Raw genomic sequence first — 18,294 nt, forward strand, 5'->3', positions numbered from 1 at the left:
TAAAGCCGCACGTTCGTTTTTCCTCCCCCGGCTAAAGCACGGGGGTTTCCAAACGTATCGGAGGTTATCATCATGAAGTCAAAATGCTAAGCAAAATCGCGATCGCAACCGGGCGGTTAATGGGGATTGGTAGACACAAGTACAACAAACATTGCAATGCAAAGGGTTAATCCAGAGGAACTATTGGCTCAATATGCCACCGGACATCGCGAGTTTAGCGCCGTTGATGTCAGCGATGCGGATTTATTTGAAGCCAATTTGTCAGACATTACTCTCAAGTGCAGCAAGCTTACTCGCGCGTATTTACCCTACGCTAATCTCTCCCAAGCTAATTTACATTTGGCTGAGCTTCCTTTGGCGCAATTGAGCGATGCAAAACTCTATCACACGGATTTGTCTGAGGCAAACCTTGAAGGCGCAAATCTGTGTCGCGCTAACTTGCGAAATGCCAACCTCCAAGGTACCAATCTGGCAGGGGCCAATCTGCAACAAGCCGATTTATACAATGCCAATTTGCGCGCTGCTAATTTGCAGGGCGCAGACCTCACCCGCGCCAATCTGGAAAATACCAATTTAACTGAGGCAAATCTGCGCCGCTGCAATCTCTTTCGCGCTCGTCACGCGAACCTCTCCGCCGCACGACTCGATGCCACAACCATTCATCCGGATGGATACCGTCGCGATGATGAGTGAGGGAAATGGAAAATTGAGAATTTATTTAGAATTCAGAATAGAAACTCGGCATGGTAAAAACTTAGGGGGAACTCGATAGTTTTCCCCGCTATTTAGTTCGTGGAGTGCGCGGAAGAATTGAAAGGCAAAATCACGGTAAAGCGAGTGCCTACGCCAACTTCGCTTTCCACCTCAATCTGACCGCCATGCAAATCCACGCATCGTTTCACAATCGCCAATCCCAAACCCGTTCCGGGAATATTCCCGACATTTTCCGCCCGATGAAACGACTCGAACATCCGCTCTCGATACGCAGGCGGAATGCCAATCCCCTTATCTTGAATCTGGAAAATGACCACTTTTTCTGCCCCGGTTTGCGACAACCAGGAATGATGCTTTTCCGGGGGATTTTCCCAGACATCAGCTATGGATTTTGCGTTCAGCCGAAACTGAACCGCATCGCCCTCGGGAGAGTATTTTATCGCATTGGTCAGCAAATTATTCAAAATATGTCCCATCAGTTTTTCATCCATGCAGACTCCCGTATAATCCCCACAAGCTGACAATTGAATTCGATGCTTGCCCTCACCTACACTGAGCTGAATTTCTTCTACAAATTCGCGGCACCAGGCCACTAAATCTATCGGTTTTGGTTTAAATTCCAGTTTGCCTACTTCAGCTCTGCCAATGGTCAGCACATCTTCTAATAAATCTGCCATTCTGCCCACAGCATTTTTAATGCGTTCGATATGAATTTGCTTGCGCTGGGATGACCAGGAATTGCCATAGTATTCTAGCAATTCGGTAGAAGATAAAATTGTGGTGAGGGGGGTTCTGAATTCATGGGAAACCAAAGAAATAAAGCTAGAGCGCAATTGGCTGAGTTCCCGTTCTTTTTCTAATGCTTTGCGAATTTCAGTTTCGGCTTGTTTGCGTTCGGTAATGTCGCGATCGATGCCGCGATAGCCGCAAAAATTTCCTCGGATATCGAAAAATGGAACCGCACTGGTTTCTAAAATCACCAAGGAACCATTTTTGTGGAGATTTTGATTTTCCAAACAAGTTATGGGTTGCGGTGCGGTGACTAAGGAGGCGAATAGCTTTTCCAGGCGCGATCGCTCCGCTGCGGGCATCAAATCAAACGGAGTTTTGCCAAGCATTTCCTCGGGTTCGTAGCCCAACAATTCTTCAATTTGCGGCGAAAGATAGGTGTAAATGCCATTGGCATCCACTTCCCAGACTAAATCGCTTGTGGTTTCGACTAAGTTGCGAAATCGCTCTTCGCTCTCGCGCAAGGCGGCTTCGATCCGTTCTCGTTCGCCAATTTCTACACGCAACTGTTCGTTGCGTTCTTGCAGTTGGACAGTGCGTTGTTGCACGCGCTGTTCTAAAGAGTTCATCACCTGTTGCAAAGCGGTTTCGGCACGCTTGCGTTCGGCGAGTTCGGTTTGGGCGCGATCGTACAATTGGGCTTGATGAATGGCGATCGCGCAGCGATCGGCGATCGCCTTAACCAATTCTAACTCCTCCGCACTCCATTTTCTGTGGCGATCGCACTGATGCACGCTAATTCCGCCGATATAATTTTCCCCCTCCAACAAAGGCGTAATTATCAACGAACTCACCTGACACTGATGCGCCGCCGCTTGAATTTCCGCATCTGAATTCTCATCAATGCGCCCAAAAACCACCTGTTTTCCCCGGGATAACTGAGGATAGTAAATTTCATAAAAACTGCACTGCACCCCCAACAACCTTTCCCCTTCCGCTGTGGATGAGCTAACGTGAAATGCTTTCATTTTCCGGTGGGCATCGCAGCGAAAAATCAAACAGCGACTCACTCCCAATGCCTCATGCAGTTCGTTAACGGTGGTTTGCAAGATATCTTCTAAAACAAAGGTTCCTTGCATGGCTTTTACGATCCGATTGATAATCGCCTCCCGCCATGCGGAAGCGCGAAGCTGCACCATCGCCGCTTGTTTTTGCCGCCGCAGTTGAAATTCATCGAGCGATCGCTGCAATACCATCGGTAAGCGCACCAACCGGTCCTTCAATACGTAGTCAGTAACGCCACTTTTAATGCACTCGACTGCCGCTTCTTCCCCCAAAGTCCCCGACACGAGAATAAACGGAATCTCTTGTCCTGAAGCTAGCAGCATTGTGAATGCTTCCAACCCGTTAACATCCGGCAAACAATAATCGGAAAGCACTGCATCGTAACGGTTTTCTGCAAGCAATCGCTCGACCTCGATCGCGGTTTCTGCCGTATGGTACTCAAACTCTACGCCTGCCCCTTCTAATGTCAGCACGATCAGTTCCGTATCTGCCAGATCGTCTTCCACAATTAACAGGCAAAGAGGACCGGGAGGCGTCTTTTCTGCAGAATAATTGATGCCAGAGGAATCTACCATAATGTCAACCTTATCAACTCTTCTATTATTTTAGTTTGGGGTAATAATTTTTAAGGTAAAGAAAAATGTTGTGCCTTGGTTCGGTTCGCTTTGACCCCAAATTTTACCGCCATGTCGGTGAATGATGCGCTGAACGATGGCTAAACCGATGCCCGTCCCTTCAAATTCTGTTTGCGAATGCAATCGCTGGAATACGGCAAATAGCTTGTCCGCATGTTTCATCGAAAATCCCACTCCATTATCCTTGACAAACACAATATTTTCTGGTACAAACCCCACAGTCACTCGGGGGGGACGGCGATCGCGACTGAATTTCACCGCATTATCGATTAAATTCCCAAACACCTGTTGCAGTAAGGTGGCATCTCCCATCACTCGGGGGAGTTCCCCTACCTCAAATTCTACCGCTAAATTGTCCGAGTCCTGTTGCGACATCACCGTATCGATCGCCATTCCCACCACATCGCGCAATTCCACCGGACGAGTTTGCAACTCTTTGCGCCCCAACCGACAGAGGGTGAGCAACCCCTCAATTAATTGCGTCATTTTTTGGCTGCTTCCTTCAATAAACTCTAAGTAACGCGCCACTTTCTCGTCGGCGATCGCTCCTTCACTTTCTAACTGCTGTCGCAAAGCGCTGACCAATCCATTAATCTGTCTTAAAGGGGCGCGCAAATCGTGGGAAACCGAATAAGAAAAGGAGTCGAGTTCTTGATTAACTGCTTCTAATTCTGCGGTCCTTTCGCCCAGGGCTTTTTTGGTTTCTACTAATTCCGTAATATCTCTAGAAGTACCAATCAACCCATAAATTTCTCCATTTTTATCGGTTAACGGCACTTTAAAGGTGTCGAAATGATAAACGCGATCGGGCAACTCTATGGTTTCTTCTGCGTGAAACGTTTCCCCCGTGGCAAACACGCGCTGATTTTGTTGCAAAAATCTCTGAGCATGTTCAGCCGGGAAACATTCAAAAATCGTTTTTCCCTGTACCTGTTGCCGATTTTCAAAGCCAATCCCTCGGGCAAATACTTGGTTGCAAAATGGCATTCGCATCGAGTCTATTTCTACCACAAAAATATAATCGGGAAGGGCATTTAAAAAGGTTTCTAGTTCCGCAGTGCGCCGCTCCACCTCGACTTCTAATTGTTGATTCATTTCCCGGATTTTGGCTTCCATCCGCTGGCGATCGCTGATATCATGGGTAATTCCGAGAATTTGATAGATTTCTCCCCTTTCATCTAACAGCGGCACGTAGGTCACCAAAATCGTATGATTGCCGATTGTGGGTAAGGTTACCGTGAATTCACCCTGCTGCATGCGCCGCGTTTCTACCGCTTTTTTCAGCATCGGCAAATATGCATTTGTCACCGTCGGCGGGAAGATTTCTTCATCCCGGTTTCCCCGCAGTTCTTCGAGGGATAAACCACTGCGTTCGATTCCCGTTGCATTGACAAACTCTAACCGCCGTTGCGGGTCGTAAATGACGAAGGTATCGGGGATATTGTCCACCGCTAAGCGAAAGCGTTGTTCGCTGAGGCGCAGTTCCTCTTGCGATCGCAGTTGTTCGGTAATATCATTGGCTAACACCACCCGGGCGCTTTTCCCATCAAAGGCGATCGCATTAGAGGTAATTTCTACATCGATGATGGTGCCATCTTTTTTGCAGTGTCGCCAAATCCCGGAACGAAAATAGTGCATATGGCGACAATGGGCAACTTGTTGCAACAATTCTTCCCTATATTCGCAAGGACGAATATCCACAATCGTCATGGAGAGAAATTCTTCGCGCGAATAGCCGTAAGCATGAATCGCCGCATCGTTAACTGCCAAAAATGCTAAGGTTTCTACATCGTAAACCCACATGGGCAGGGGATGACTTTCAAACAGTTGACGATAGCGCTGTTCCGAGTCTCTTAATGCGGCTTCTGCTTGAAAGCGATCGCTGATATCCACCACAAAGCTAACCCCGCGATCGTCTGAATTGGCAATGAGCGCCCCGCCAATTACAATCGGCAAGCAACTCCCGTCTTTGCGGATCAATTCTTTCTCAAAGGGGTTAAAACTTCGGGTATAGAGGATTTGGGAAATACTTTCTCTATCTCGTTTGCGATACTTTCGCGGGGTTATTTTTTCCCAATCCAGTTCACCGGCGAGTAACGCTTCGCGCCCATAGCCGATCGCCTGGAGAAACGCATCGTTTGCATCGGTAATTTTCCCGTTTAACTCCCAAAACACAATCCCAATCGTGTTGGATTCCACTACACTTCTGAATCGGGCTTCACTTTCACGCAGGGCGTGATGCGCCAGTTTGCGATAGACAATCTCCCTCTTTAAGCGTTGGTTGCTTTGTCGCAGTTGGGCGGTTCTTTCTTCCACTCGCCTTTCTAATTCGGCGTTGGCATGTTGTAGGGCTTGTTCTGTCTCAATTTGGTGGTTGATATTGCGGAAAATCACTACCGCCCCATCTACCTCCCCTTGTTTTACGATCGGACTGGCGCTGACATTGAGATAAACCCCTTCATCGGTATCCCGATAGCGTAGGTAAACCTGGATTTGGCACAGGCGATCGCCCTTTAACGCCCGAACCACCGGTAATTCTGCCACGGATAACCGGGTTTTGCGATCGGTTCGATACACCTCAAATTCTTGCGTCCAATTTTCAAACGCTTGTCCCGCCGTTTCTTTGCGGTGAATTTGCAATCCCGCTTGATTCAGATACACGGCTTTTCCTTGCTTATCGATGACTGCAATTCCATCTCCAATACTATCGAGAATTTCTTGCAGGGATTGGGACACTGCCACCTGCTTTTCTAACGCTTCCCTCACCTGTTTTTGCTCGGTGATATCCCGCCCTACCGCATAATATTTCCCATTTTGAATGCGAGAAATATTCCAGGATATTGTGCGGTAAGTGCCATTTTTGTGGCGGTAGCGGTTTTCAAATTGGTAGATATCTGTTTCGTGACATCGCGCCTGCGCCCGATCGCTCGGTTCGCGATCGGCGGGATGAACGAATTCCCTCCACGGGCGCGACATTAACTCCTCCCGCCTCCATCCCAGCACTCTTTCCCATGCGGGATTGAGGTGCTGAAAATAGCCGGTGGGCGTACCGAGGCAAAATAAGTCCAAGGATAACTCAAAAAAAGCATGTAATCCCGATTCTGTTCTGGGTATTTCTGCGGAGATTTCCCCAAAGTTGGCTGAATTATTCATCGGTTGCTGTGGAACCATTTTGCTGCCTCCTGTTTAGCTGTTTTAACACTTCACGCGGGTAAATGTCTCGATCGCGCAGTCGTCGTAATAAATTTTAATATAATTTGTAGCGGCGATCGCGCCTTGTGGGGCACCTTTCCAGCAAAGGTGCCTCCTTTTTCTCCAGTTTTGGTCTCCCCGGCGTGGAAAATCCCCCCGAAGTGGATAAAATAGGGAGGATATTGCATGAGGTAGGTTCAGGTGAAAGACTATCAAACTCGCATCGATGAGGCGATCGCTACCCTCAAACAAGATTTACCCACCCTGTTTGAAAAAGATATCTCTTATGATATCTACGACCCCGACATTTTTTTTCAAGATCCGGTCAATACCTTTAAAGGCAAATTCAATTATCGAATTATTTTCTGGACCTTGCGATTTCACGGGCAGCTCTTTTTTAGCCAGTTATTTTTCGACCTGCATGATGTCACCCAAGTTGCCGAAGACCGCATTTTTGCCACTTGGACCGTGCGCGGTATTTTGCGCCTTCCCTGGCATCCTCGCTTGTTTTTTAACGGCACTTCTAATTATAAAGTCAACCAAGACGGTTTAATCTACGAACATCTCGACACTTGGGATAGAAAACCCGGGGAAATTTTAAAGCAGTTTTTCCGCCGAGGAAAACCCGAGTAAATATCAATTCCTTTGGCGATTTATCCCATTTTTCTCAGACAAGTAGCGGGCACCTAGGCTGAGGGTGAGCGCAGGGTATTGCCCTGTCCCCCTCTGGGTTTTCTCACTTAAAATGCAATTCGTTCGATTCGCTATAAAAATAGCCCGCCTAGGCGGGCAAGGTTGCATTTAGCCCGACCCTAGGTGCATCTATACAATTATCGCATCACATCAATCCTCATCGGATAGCGGAAACCACCAAGGATCTGGCACCGATTCAGTTTTAATCAAGAGGGCTTGTTTTCGCAAAAAGCGCGTCAGCCCGGTGTTTCCCATGCGCGATCCACCCATTCCAGACAGGTTAAAGGAGTTTTTCTCCCCGTCTTGGACAATTGATGTGAGTCCGGCATCGTTGATACTGATACCTCCGGCATGAATCTGACGGGCGATCGCGATCGCTTCGGCTTCGGAACCGGAAAACACCGCCGCACTTAACCCATACTCCGTATCGTTGGCTAAGGCGATCGCTTCTTCTACCCTAGAAAACGCCATCACCGGGGCGATCGGGCCGAAGGTTTCCTCTCGCATCACTTTCATCCCGTGATTCACCTGGGTCAGAACCGTGGGCCGACACCAAAACCCTCCGCCCAATTCTTCTACATGCCCGCCACACTCCACCTTTGCCCCTTGGCTTTCCGCATCTTGCAAATGTTCGGCGATAATTGTCGCTTGTCTCGGGTCGATAATCGGTCCGATTGGTCCTCCCTTCAACTCCGGATAGGCTAATTTTACTTTTTGTGCCTTCTGCGCTAATTGAGCCACAAACTCCTCAAATACCGCCTCGGAAACGTAAATGCGCTCGATAGACAGACAAGATTGCCCGCTATTGGTCATCGACGCCCACAACAACGCAGAGGTGGCGGCGTCGAGATCCGCTGAATCGGTGACGATCGCCGGATCTTTCCCGCCTAACTCCAAAAATACCGGAATAAATTCCCGGGCTGCCGATTGTGCGATTTTTCTCCCGGTGGTCACACTTCCGGTAAAGCACAGGGCATCCACCGAGGCGATAATCGCTTCTCCCGTATCCCCCGCCCCGACAACATAACTCAATACCTCCTGCAATGCCGGCACTGCAGCGATCGCCTCTCGCATCGGTTCGATAAATCGCGGGGTCATCTCGCTAGGTTTGACGATCGCCGCACAACCGGCTAACAATGCCGGAATCGCATCAATGGCGGACAAATACAAGGGAAAATTCCAAGGGGCGATAATTCCCACCAGGGGATAAGGTGCGCTGGCGCTGCGACGCTGAATGGCGGAAATTGCCGTGGGTTGCGCTTCCGGTTCTGACAGCAATTGCGGCCCTAACTCACACCAGCGATCGATGCAGGCGATCGTGGCGTTGAATTCGACTTCCGACATCTGCCATCTGCCGGTATCCGTGGCTAATACCCGCACCAATTCCTCCCGTCTGCGTTCCAGTTCTGCCCGCCACTGTTGCAACACGGCGATCCGTTGCTCTACCCCGCCCGCTTGCCACTCTCTTTGCCCCGATCGCAGGCGATCGCATTCCCTCCCTACCCACTCCGGCGTCGGTGGCGCGATCGTATAGTCCAGTTTCCCCGTTCGCGGATTGCGAACTTTAATCTTTATATTTGTCATTGGTCATTTGTCATTTGTCATTTGTGGTTGGTCATTTGTCAATTATCAATTGTTATTTGTGGTTGGTCAATTGACAATTGTCATTCTTATTCTGCCGCCCCGGCTGCTTTGAGCGATCGCACCACGGGTTTGTAGCGGTTAAATTCGGCGAGGGTGAGTGCTGTATAACCGCCTCGGTTTTTCAGGTTGAGGTCGGCCCCGGCGGCGATTAGGCGTTCCAAGGTTGCCAGATAGCCGCGATGGGCGGCCCACATCAAGGCGGTTGCCCCTGCGTTATCTTGCAGGTTGACATCGGCACCGGCATGGAGGAGGGCTTCGACGATTTCGAGGCGATCGCGATCGGCAGCTTTCATCAGGGCGGTTTTGCCCTCCGCCGTCTGCTGATTCGGATCCGCACCGGCATCGAGCAACACCTGTAGGGTCTCGAGATAACCGAGTTCGGCGGCGACAGAGAGGGGCGTTTGTTCGAAATTCTTCACATTTACATCCGCACCTTTCGCCAGCAGGGCCTTGACAATTTCCAGGCGATCGTGTAGGGTAGCAACCAACAACGGCGTATCCCCCAGGCGGTTGCGGTGTTGGACATCTGCGCCTCCCTCGATCAAGACCTGCACCACGTCGGCGTAGCCTTCCACCACGGCTAAATTGAGGGCGGTTTCGTAGTCGCGATCGCACGCATCAATTTTTGCCCCCGCATCCAGTAAGGTTTTCACCGTGATGATGTGACCGTCGGCGGCGGCGGCCATCAGGGGAGTAAAGCCGGCCTCATTTTTCTCGTTCGCATCTGCCCCCGCTTCCAGCAACGCCTCCACCACGCGCGGATCCCCGCGTTCGGCAACCAGCAGCAGCGCCCCATCGCCATCGAGGGTGCGGGCATTGGGGTCTGCGCCTGCCCGTAACAAGACGCGCACCGCCGCCAGATCGGCGCGATCGGCAGCTTCTAGCAAGGCGCTATTGCAGTCGCTTTGTTGGCAATTCGCTCCGTTGTCGAGCAGCAGTTCTAGCACTTCGGCATTATTCGGATGATGCAGTGCCAACTCGAACAAAAAGTGAATCCCGCCGCCAGCTTCGGGATCCGCACCGGCATCGAGCAAGCATTGCGCCGCCGATACGTGATTTTCCACCACCGCCACCTTTAAAGCGGTATCCTCATCTTTGTCTTGTAAGTTAGGATCCGCACCGGCCTCGAGGAGCATTTCCAAAATCTGGCTGTTGCCTTTCAAGGCGGCGGCCATCAATGCCGTGCTACCATCATCGTTGGTAGCATTCACCTCCGCGCCCCATTCGAGCAATACTCGCACCGCATCCCGTTGATGATTGGCGGCGGCTAACATCAACGCCGTGACGCCATACTTCTGGCGCGGGAGATTGACATCAGCACCGGCGGCGAGCAACAGGCGGACAATTTCGGTATAGCCTTTAATCGCGGCAAACATTAATGCGGTGGTGCCGTCGCGATCGCGCGCGTTGAGATCGGCACCCTTGGCAATTAAAGCGGAAACCTGCTGGATATTGCCAATTCGCGCCGCCTGAAGGAATAGAATGTCCTGCTTTTCAGGCATTACCCGAGCCTCAATTCATGTGGGGATATTTTAGCGTAGCGCAAATCCCCGGCAGAATCAATGGGGGCGACAAAAAGGGCGATCGCTTGCTGAGGGATTTTTCGGCATCTGTGATGGTTGTCAACCCCTCAGGTGCCGCGATCGTGATAAGTTTTATGAAGAGCCATTGACATTGAGGAGAACGCGATGACCATCGAACTACCCGCACCGATACAAACGGTGCTTCCTTTTTTCCATCCCGTATTAATGTGGGCGGTGTTTGCCATTGCCCTGTATGCGCTTTACCTCGGGATCAAAGTCAAGCGCACCCGTCAAGCGGAAGGTGCCGATCGCAAAGAACTGATTAAAGGCAGATATAATGTCAAGCACTATCAAGTCGGTTCCTTGCTGCTCGCTTTGATGGTGATGGGCACCATTGGCGGCATGGCTGTCACCTATATCAGCAATGGTAAGCTGTTTGTCGGTCCTCACCTGCTCGTCGGCTTAGGCATGACGGGACTGGTGGCAGTGTCGGCGGCTTTGTCTCCTTTGATGCAGCAAGGCCAAATGTGGGCGCGCTATACCCATATTGGCCTCAATCTTGTGTTGCTGGGGCTTTTTAGCTGGCAAGCCCTGACTGGGGTGCAAATCGTGCAAAAGATTATTAGCAATATGTAATAGTTGGCAATCCGGAGCGATCGCCCGCACAGCAAGCCCTACTTGAGAGTTGCTGCGGGGGGTGAAGCACTCTCTTGCCCGATTATTCCTCATCATCGGCGATCGCTTCTCCGGTGCCATTCGGTCCGGCGCATTGATGGCAAACCTCTTGTTTGCGCGTTTTCGACCATTTTTTCTCGAATAATTTCAGGCGATCGCTTCCCTGACTGGAATGGAAATCTTGCTGCACCTTGTACGTCAAGCGGCGAGACACCTGTTTGACGATTTGCGCTAAGAGGCGATCGCCTGTTTTTTGAATCAACGAATTGGGCAGTGCCCGAATGAATTTGGGAAACCAAACTCCCACTTTCAAGTCCAACCGCCACTCTACCCGCGTCATTACCGACGGTTGACCTTCACTTTCGCTCGCCCCTATATCCGAATAATTTGCCGGCTTTTCTATCAACTCCTGTTCGGCTTTAAAATCCACTTCATAGCCCGGTGGGGTATAATCTGGCACCGGGATCGTCTCGATTAGATAAAGCCCATCCTGCTGCGGTAACAGATTCAACCCGATTTTTGGCTCCACCTCGTAACCCAGGGCACCAAATCGTCCGATGGTCAGCGCATAGCCATTTTCCCCAATCGGATCCGCCTTCATCGGCGCGGCGCAGCGGCGAAACCATCCTTGGTGCGCGTCGAAATATTCCGCCACGGTTTGCGCGTCTGCATACATTTCCATGCAGCCGACAAAATGGGTCTGAAACCACGTCGGCTCTTTCCCTAGCTCTGTAGATGCCTCTGAATTTTTAGTGTCGATCTCGTTTGGCATTGAATTGATAAGTTCTGATTGCATAACCCATTGTCCTGCTTGTTGGTTTTCCCTGGGGGACTCGTTCTCGCCAAAACGTTTTTTTTAGCTTACCTTTCTAGATTGGCAGTGAAATCCGTAATTTTGCCGGAATTTTTCAATTTTTTTACCTTTGACCCTGGTTTTGGCCGAACCAAGCTCCAGTTACAATGCCATGATAAATAAAGCGCCTGGGGCTTGTCTGTGTTTGATTTATCCATCAAGAAGCGATCGCGATCCTAGTCAAGCTCTCTACACTAGAGTATGGGTCAACTGGAAACCTTCGCGAATTGCATAAAAGCAATCATTAACCTGTAATATTTAACTGTCGATTGAGGAAACTAAGCAACCGACCATGAAAGTATTTGTAGCCGGATCCACCGGCCAAACCGGGCGTCGAATCGTACAGCAGTTAGTCCAGCGCCAGATTCCCGTGCGCGCGTTGGTACGGAATTTAGAGAAAGGCAAAGAACTGCTTCCCCCAGAAGTGGAATTAGTCGTCGGCGATGTGTTAAATCCCGCCCAACTGCCCGAAATGATTGGGGATAGCACTGCGATCGTCTGCGCCACCGGTGCCGCCAACTTATGGGATCCCACAGCACCCTACCGCGTGGACTACGAAGGCACCAAACATCTGGTGGATGCCGCTAAGGCAAAGGGAATCGAGCATTTTGTCTTGGTTTCCTCCTTATGCGTGTCGCAGTTATTCCATCCTCTCAACTTATTTTGGTTGATTTTAGTGTGGAAAAAACAAGCGGAAAATTATCTCGCCGAAAGTGGTTTAACTTACACCATCGTGCGCCCCGGCGGTTTGCGAAATGACGACAACGAATTTCCGATTGTCATGGAATCTGCAGATAGTTTATTTGATGGCAGCATTCCGCGCACCAAAGTGGCGCAAGTCTGCGTAGAAGCGCTGTTTCAGCCAGAAGCGCGCAATAAAATCGCTGAAATCATCGCCCAACCCGAGGCCCGGGCGAAATCCTTCGACCAACTGTTTGCCAGTGTGGGATAAGCCAGCGATCGCCCGATTCCATAACATCTAAATTGCATAATACCGGGAACCAAACCCATCGGGTTTGCCTCCGGATCTAAATTGCCTCATGCAACCGTAGGGTGGGCCTCGCCCACCACATCTAAATTGCACATTCACCCGTTAAAAAACAAACCTAACAATTATTTTGCTGGCCTAAGTTTCCGGAAACAGAGCCTCGCGACTTGGCGTTCCCCCCAGGCGGGAACGAGTCAATAAAACAACCGGAATCATCCCTTGTTTGTCAATTAGGGGAACATTAAATTGGGCAATAAAAGCCCAGAAAAAACGCAACGATATTGGTAGACGAATTGTGAAACTTAACCGACAGAAAAATCAATGGAAACGATGGGCGGTGGGGATAGTGGGTGCGATCGCCCTTTTAACCACCTTCAAAGCCTGTAGCGGACATCAAACCGCCCTGCTTCCCTCCACCCGAGGCGAATTTCCGCCCTTAGTGATGCGGGGCGGCGACCCCTACATTCGCGCACTGATGCGAACCATTTCCGCCAGCGAATCCAACGTCGAGCGACCCTATGCGGTGATTTATGGCGGCGAATACATGAGCGATTTAGACAGCCATCCCGATAAATGCGTCCGCATCGTCAGCGGACCAAACGTCAACAACTGCTCCACCGCCGCCGGACGCTATCAATTTATTACCACAACCTGGGAAGAAATGGCGCAACGCTATCATCCCAACCCCTCCGGATTTTTATTTTGGAAATCCTATAGTTTCCAGCCCCAATATCAAGATGAAGTGGTCTACGCTTGGCTGAGTGACGAACAGGTTTGGGGTGCGGACATTTCCGAACTCTTGCGTCAGGGAAAAATCGAGAAAGTTTTATCCATGCTCTCGGGAACCTGGACCAGTTTGGGCTATGGAATTGAAGACAACTCCATGACCCCCTATTTGCCCCAGATTTATCAAGAAATGCTCGAAGCCGAACTGAAAAAAGCGCGGTAAAATCCCCGAATTAATCACCGATTTTCCTCGTTCTCCGGTTTGCGGGAGCGAGGAAAAGTATGCAAATTAAGTGACAAACAGCGCCAGCGGCTACCGGAGAAAAACCGATCCCGGCATTTGCGGTGACAATGTGCGACCCACCCCCGCGCCAGTACCCCGGAAACTCATTCCCCAAAGAATGAATCTGAACAAATAGGATATGGGGTGGGTAATGCCTAGCTTATCCCGCCATCATCGGTTTTAACCAACCGGAATACACCAGTGTGATTCCCCCGATACCCAACTGGGGATTCAAATGCCCTGACGGAGAAAAGAACCTCATATTTCCCGTGGTTTTTCACCCAAAACCATCATCAAGATCGCGAGAGGACAATCTCATCCATGAAACGATATCGGCATATTACCAGAGCAATATTCGGCGCGATATTATTTCTCAGCGTGAATCTCATGCTGACCTTTGCGCCGGCCTATTCCACCTTACCACCGAGGGGAACCGACAACCCCGCCTCCGTGCAGAATCTTCCCCTGATTCCCAGAGTCCAACAGCTCATCGAACTGGCACTGGATCCTACAAGTGCCGCATTTCAACAACTCGCACAAGCCGATCGCCTGTATTTGCAGGGACAAACCGCCGAAGCGGAACGAATCTACCGACAAGTCAAAGCCGACTTTCCCCAACATCGCAGCACACAAGAACTTCCCGAACCGATAACCGACCCCAACCAACTGAGTGGGGCGGCGCGGGTGTACTGGCGCGAAGCCCAGGCGGGGATGGAACAAAACCTAGAAACCCGGATTTTCGTTCCCCTAGAAAAATTAGTTGAAGACTATCCGCAATTTATTCCCGGGCATGTTTTGCTGGCGCAAGCCTTGGAGAACTACGATCGCGCCGAAGAAGCCCTCCCCATATTAGAGCGCGCCACCACCCTGTATCCGGACCAACCAGAACTGATCGGCGCGCAAGTCGAGGCCCTCGCCAGCGCCGAAAAATGGCTAGAAGCCTCATTAGCAGCGCGTCAATTTGCGGTACTGTATCCAGAGCATCCCCAAGCGGAGGAATTAAACGCGATCGCCGACGAAACCTTAGATCGCTATCGGTCCGGAATCAAGCGCAAACTCATCGGACAAACCATTCTCACCGGGGCGCTATCGATCGGCGATTACGTCCTCACCGGAAATGCCGGCGGTGCGGTTCCCGCCTTGCAAATTACCATGATGCTGCTGCAAGGGGAATCTAAATTTGGCGATATGTTTGCGAACGCCTACCGCCAGCAACTCCCGATGGTGGAAGATGAAATGGTAGTCAACTACGTGAACGAAGTGGGGCAGAAAATGGCCCGCTTGATGGGGCGAGATGAATTCGAGTACGAATTTTTTGTGATTGAAGACGAGAATCTGAATGCATTTGCCCTTCCGGGGGGGAAAATCTTTGTCAACACCGGGGCGCTGCTGAATATTAACTCCGAAGCCGAATTAGCCGGGTTATTGGGACATGAAGTCGCCCATGCGGTATTGTCCCACGGGTACCAGCGCGTGGTGCAAGGTACCTTGCTGTCTAATTTAGACCGGGTGGTTCCGATGGGGGATTTAGTAGCGGCGCTCATCGGGGCGGCGTATAGTCGGAAAAACGAGCGTCAAGCGGATATTTTGGGGTCGCGGGCGTTGGCGAATAGCAACTATGCGGCGGATGGTTTACGCAACTTGATGGTGACATTTACCGAGTTGGAAGAAGGAAGATCCCGTCCCCCGGCTTGGTTGTCCACTCACCCCGCCTCTTCCGATCGCGTGGAGTATTTGGAAGAGTTGATTCAGCAAAATGGTTACAATCGCTATGCCTATGAAGGGGTGGAAAGTCACGCCGCGATTCAAGCGCGGGTGAAGGACATTACTGAGGAAAGCTAGCGAAAAGGGGGGGGAGATGAAAAAAAGGGAAGCCGTGGTGGCTTCCCTTTTTTTAGATACTTTTGAAGGCGACACCCGGATTCGAACCGGGGGTGGAGGTTTTGCAGACCTCTGCCTTACCACTTGGCGATGTCGCCTTGCCTACGAAATCTAATTGTAACAGAAGTTGACCGAGGGAGGCAAGATTTGGGAAAATTTTTTTTGAGAGGGGGTGGGGAAACGCCCCGCATCGCTTAGGGGTGGGGTTCTCGGACATGCGCCTACCGATGTGGGCGCGGGTGAATGGCTTGTTTTGTCGGCCCGATTCCGCATTCCTCTCCTTTGCACCCTAGCTAATTTTGACCCATGATTCAAGCGACTCCCTTACGTTTAGCCCAGTTGACCGACCTTCATCTATTTGCGGATCCAGCGCGATCGCTGTTTGGGGTGCCCACTGCGGCGAGTTTGCAACTCAGCGTCGCCAAATTGCGACAGCACTATTATCCGCAAGATTTACTGCTGCTGACGGGGGACCTGTCGCAAGATGAAACCGCCGAATCTTATCGTCAGTTGCGACAGTTGCTCGATCCGTTGCAGATTCCTACCTATTGGCTTCCGGGCAATCACGATAATTTCTCGGCGATGGGGGAGATATTATCGCAACCGCCGTTTTCTGCAGACCAAGCGTTTCAGGTGGGGAATTGGTCGTTTGTGTCGGTGGATTCTACGGTGGCGGGAGAGACTTATGGGGAACTGTCGCCGACTCGGTTGGAGTGGTTGGATTGGCAATTGCATTTAACCGGCGATCGCCCCACGGTGGTGTCGTTGCATCATCCGCCGTTTGAAGTGAATTCTTTGTGGATCGATCGGATTGGGTTAAGGAATCCGAAGCGGTTTTTTGATATTCTCGATCGCCATCGGAACGTGCGCTTTGTGCTATCCGGGCACGTGCATCAAAATTTTTGCCACCAACAGGGTCGCTTGCGCTGTTTCGCCACTCCTTCTACCTGCGTGCAGTTTAAACCCAGAAGTGCGGAATTTGCGATCGACGCCAAGGCGCTACCGGGCTTTCGGTTGTTTAATCTGTATCCGAATGGGTCTTGGGAGACGAAAGTGGAACGGGTGAAAGGTACGGTTAAACCGGATCTGCCAAAATGAGCAGGGCTTGGCGCAGGGCGTTTTGCTGGCGGGGTGTGAGCCAGGGATAGTGTTGCGGATAAATCGGCGATCGCGGGCGCAATTGCCAGCCGGCAGGGTGTAAAATCTCCTGCAGTTGGGCGATTTGCGGGTGAGGATAGTCGGGGTTGACTTCATCGCGCGGCCCGATTCCGCCTAAATCCCGCGCCCCGGCTGCTATACAAGCGAGCAATAGGTCCGGTTGGGTGACTAAGTTGGGGGGAATTTGGATGGTAATGCTGGGGGGTAAGATATCTCGGGCGATCGCGATGATGGCGGGTAATTCTTGCAGGTCAAATCCCGGCGCATCCCCGGTTTGCCGAGTTCCGGGGGAGTAGGGTTGCACGATCGCTTCTTGGATGTGACCCCAGCGCTGATGAAGGCGGGCGATCGCTTCTAATGTCTCGCAAATCTCCTCTCGGGTTTCTCCCAATCCCAATAAAATTCCCGTGGTAAACGGGATTTCTAGTTCTCCCGCCCATTCTAACTGTCGCAATCGCACTACAGGCTGTTTGGAAGGGGCGTGGCGGTGAACTGTCTGCAGCAATTTGGGGGAGAGTTGTTCTAACATTAAGCCCATCGAGAGATTGACCGATTTGAGCTTTGCCATTTCCGCAAAGTATAACGGTCCGGCATTGGTATGGGGCAAAAATCCCTTCGATAAGGCTAAGTCGCATAGCTTATAGATGCGATCGAACCACCCTTTTCGCGCCACACTCTGGGGATGCACCTCCCCACTGAGAATCAATATTTCTACCACTCCGCGATCGACCAGAGAGTCCAATATTTCCGCCGCCCGCTCTAATCCCAATCCCCCCTTGCTTCCCAGTTCCTGACGGAAATTACAGTAACTACAGCGGTTAAAGCACTCGTAAGTCGGCACCATCGTATAAGCCGGACTGTAGGTCACTCTACCCCGATTTCCCGCTTCCATCTGCCCTACCCTCGATTTTTCCTGGCCCATCATTCGCTTCCCCTCCCCGGTCAATACTTCATCCTAAATCTGCACCTCTTTCAAGGTTAATCCCACGGATTTTCACTCCTCCACTCTATCATCTTTTGCCAATGGTTGCAACTGCCAAATTCCTGCCTCATTCCGTCGATAAACTTCCCCTTCATTTCCGCTGGCGCAACCAAAGGAATTCGTAAGATGGGCAATGCCTAAATTACCACTCACCCTCAAAGCAGCAGGCTAGGCATTGCCCACCCTACAACTCAATCCTATTGCTAATTCCATCATCCCTATGGTAACTTATAAAATAAACCCCTAACTCAATCATGGAATTCCAGCATAAAAGCCCACAGATTTATGGTAGAAAAATTTTCCCCTAAAACTCACAGACAGCCAATAATTTAACAAGCAACAGAATCGCTCATTCCCCAGGAGAAAAAATGCAATTACAACTCAAACAAATCATCGTCCCCCCGGGTCAACAACTGCTGATGACCGATGTTACTTGGCAAATGTACGAACAAATTTTAGAAGAATTTGGCGAAAAACGAGGTGCGCGGATTAATTACAGCCAGGGAGTCCTAGAAATCATGGTACCTTTACCCGAACATGAAGATGATAAAGT

13 protein-coding genes, 1 tRNA gene and 1 pseudogene are annotated in these 18,294 nt (G+C 50.7%); 8 read left to right on the plus strand and 7 right to left on the minus strand.

The genetic code is table 11. The features are described 5' to 3' along the window. The first annotated feature begins 156 nt into the window (after positions 1 to 156). Entirely contained in the window at positions 157 to 693 is a 537-nt protein-coding gene (locus AC0QH1_RS16005; protein ID WP_324632211.1) for a pentapeptide repeat-containing protein, read from the plus strand. Between the two features lie 92 nt (positions 694 to 785). Here AC0QH1_RS16005 and AC0QH1_RS16010 read toward each other — a convergent pair whose 3' ends face one another. Together AC0QH1_RS16010 and AC0QH1_RS16015 are read right to left on the minus strand one after the other, a co-directional pair. Beyond that, the gene (locus tag AC0QH1_RS16010) at positions 786 to 3,083 is read right to left on the minus strand and encodes an ATP-binding protein (protein ID WP_324632212.1); all 2,298 of its coding nucleotides are present in this window, start codon (positions 3,081 to 3,083) and stop codon (positions 786 to 788) included. Positions 3,084 to 3,113: 30 nt separating this feature from the next. Continuing rightward, positions 3,114 to 6,314 carry a PAS domain-containing sensor histidine kinase gene (locus tag AC0QH1_RS16015; protein WP_324632213.1) on the minus strand — a complete coding sequence of 1,067 codons (3,201 nt, stop codon included), beginning with the start codon at positions 6,312 to 6,314 and terminating at the stop codon, positions 3,114 to 3,116. Positions 6,315 to 6,536: 222 nt separating this feature from the next. Between AC0QH1_RS16015 and AC0QH1_RS16020 the strand changes: the two genes are divergently transcribed. Further along, positions 6,537 to 6,968: a DUF2358 domain-containing protein gene (locus tag AC0QH1_RS16020; RefSeq protein WP_324632214.1), complete on the plus strand. Its 432-nt coding sequence runs from the start codon at positions 6,537 to 6,539 to the stop codon at positions 6,966 to 6,968. A gap of 210 nt (positions 6,969 to 7,178) precedes the next feature. On the opposite strand, the gene AC0QH1_RS16025 is transcribed toward AC0QH1_RS16020, so the two are convergent. Continuing rightward, on the minus strand, positions 7,179 to 8,612 hold the full coding sequence (locus AC0QH1_RS16025; RefSeq protein WP_324632216.1) for an aldehyde dehydrogenase family protein: 1,434 nt from the start codon (positions 8,610 to 8,612) through the stop codon (positions 7,179 to 7,181). Positions 8,613 to 8,698: 86 nt separating this feature from the next. Next, a complete protein-coding gene (locus AC0QH1_RS16030; RefSeq protein ID WP_324632217.1) occupies positions 8,699 to 10,174 on the minus strand; it encodes an ankyrin repeat domain-containing protein in 1,476 nt (491 codons plus the stop codon). Positions 10,175 to 10,360: 186 nt separating this feature from the next. On the opposite strand from AC0QH1_RS16030, the gene AC0QH1_RS16035 reads away from it, so the two are divergent. Continuing rightward, positions 10,361 to 10,831: a DUF4079 domain-containing protein gene (locus tag AC0QH1_RS16035; protein WP_324632218.1), complete on the plus strand. Its 471-nt coding sequence runs from the start codon at positions 10,361 to 10,363 to the stop codon at positions 10,829 to 10,831. A gap of 82 nt (positions 10,832 to 10,913) precedes the next feature. Here AC0QH1_RS16035 and AC0QH1_RS16040 read toward each other — a convergent pair whose 3' ends face one another. Beyond that, positions 10,914 to 11,642: a DUF1997 domain-containing protein gene (locus tag AC0QH1_RS16040; RefSeq protein ID WP_324632219.1), complete on the minus strand. Its 729-nt coding sequence runs from the start codon at positions 11,640 to 11,642 to the stop codon at positions 10,914 to 10,916. Positions 11,643 to 12,015: 373 nt separating this feature from the next. On the opposite strand from AC0QH1_RS16040, the gene AC0QH1_RS16045 reads away from it, so the two are divergent. The 3 genes from AC0QH1_RS16045 to AC0QH1_RS16055 all read left to right on the plus strand — a co-directional run bounded on the left by AC0QH1_RS16045 (position 12,016) and on the right by AC0QH1_RS16055 (position 15,562). Next, on the plus strand, positions 12,016 to 12,675 hold the full coding sequence (locus tag AC0QH1_RS16045) for an NAD(P)H-binding protein (protein WP_324632220.1): 660 nt from the start codon (positions 12,016 to 12,018) through the stop codon (positions 12,673 to 12,675). 331 nt (positions 12,676 to 13,006) lie between these two features. Beyond that, entirely contained in the window at positions 13,007 to 13,660 is a 654-nt protein-coding gene (locus AC0QH1_RS16050) for a glycoside hydrolase family 24 protein (RefSeq protein ID WP_324632221.1), read from the plus strand. A 381-nt stretch (positions 13,661 to 14,041) separates the two neighbouring features. Next, on the plus strand, positions 14,042 to 15,562 hold the full coding sequence (locus AC0QH1_RS16055) for a M48 family metalloprotease (protein ID WP_324632222.1): 1,521 nt from the start codon (positions 14,042 to 14,044) through the stop codon (positions 15,560 to 15,562). 66 nt (positions 15,563 to 15,628) lie between these two features. On the opposite strand, the gene AC0QH1_RS16060 is transcribed toward AC0QH1_RS16055, so the two are convergent. Next, positions 15,629 to 15,699 (minus strand) — tRNA-Cys (locus AC0QH1_RS16060). 208 nt (positions 15,700 to 15,907) lie between these two features. On the opposite strand from AC0QH1_RS16060, the gene cpdA reads away from it, so the two are divergent. Then, positions 15,908 to 16,699 carry a 3',5'-cyclic-AMP phosphodiesterase gene (gene cpdA, locus AC0QH1_RS16065; RefSeq protein ID WP_324632223.1) on the plus strand — a complete coding sequence of 264 codons (792 nt, stop codon included), beginning with the start codon at positions 15,908 to 15,910 and terminating at the stop codon, positions 16,697 to 16,699. On the opposite strand, the gene cofG is transcribed toward cpdA, so the two are convergent. Continuing rightward, positions 16,677 to 17,684: a 7,8-didemethyl-8-hydroxy-5-deazariboflavin synthase subunit CofG gene (gene cofG / locus AC0QH1_RS16070; protein ID WP_324632224.1), complete on the minus strand. Its 1,008-nt coding sequence runs from the start codon at positions 17,682 to 17,684 to the stop codon at positions 16,677 to 16,679. The genes cpdA and cofG overlap by 23 nt on opposite strands. A gap of 425 nt (positions 17,685 to 18,109) precedes the next feature. Here cofG and AC0QH1_RS16075 point away from each other — a divergent pair. Beyond that, a pseudogene (locus AC0QH1_RS16075) lies at positions 18,110 to 18,294 on the plus strand (Uma2 family endonuclease); the annotation flags it as partial.

The organism is Phormidium sp. CCY1219, assembly GCF_055795085.1.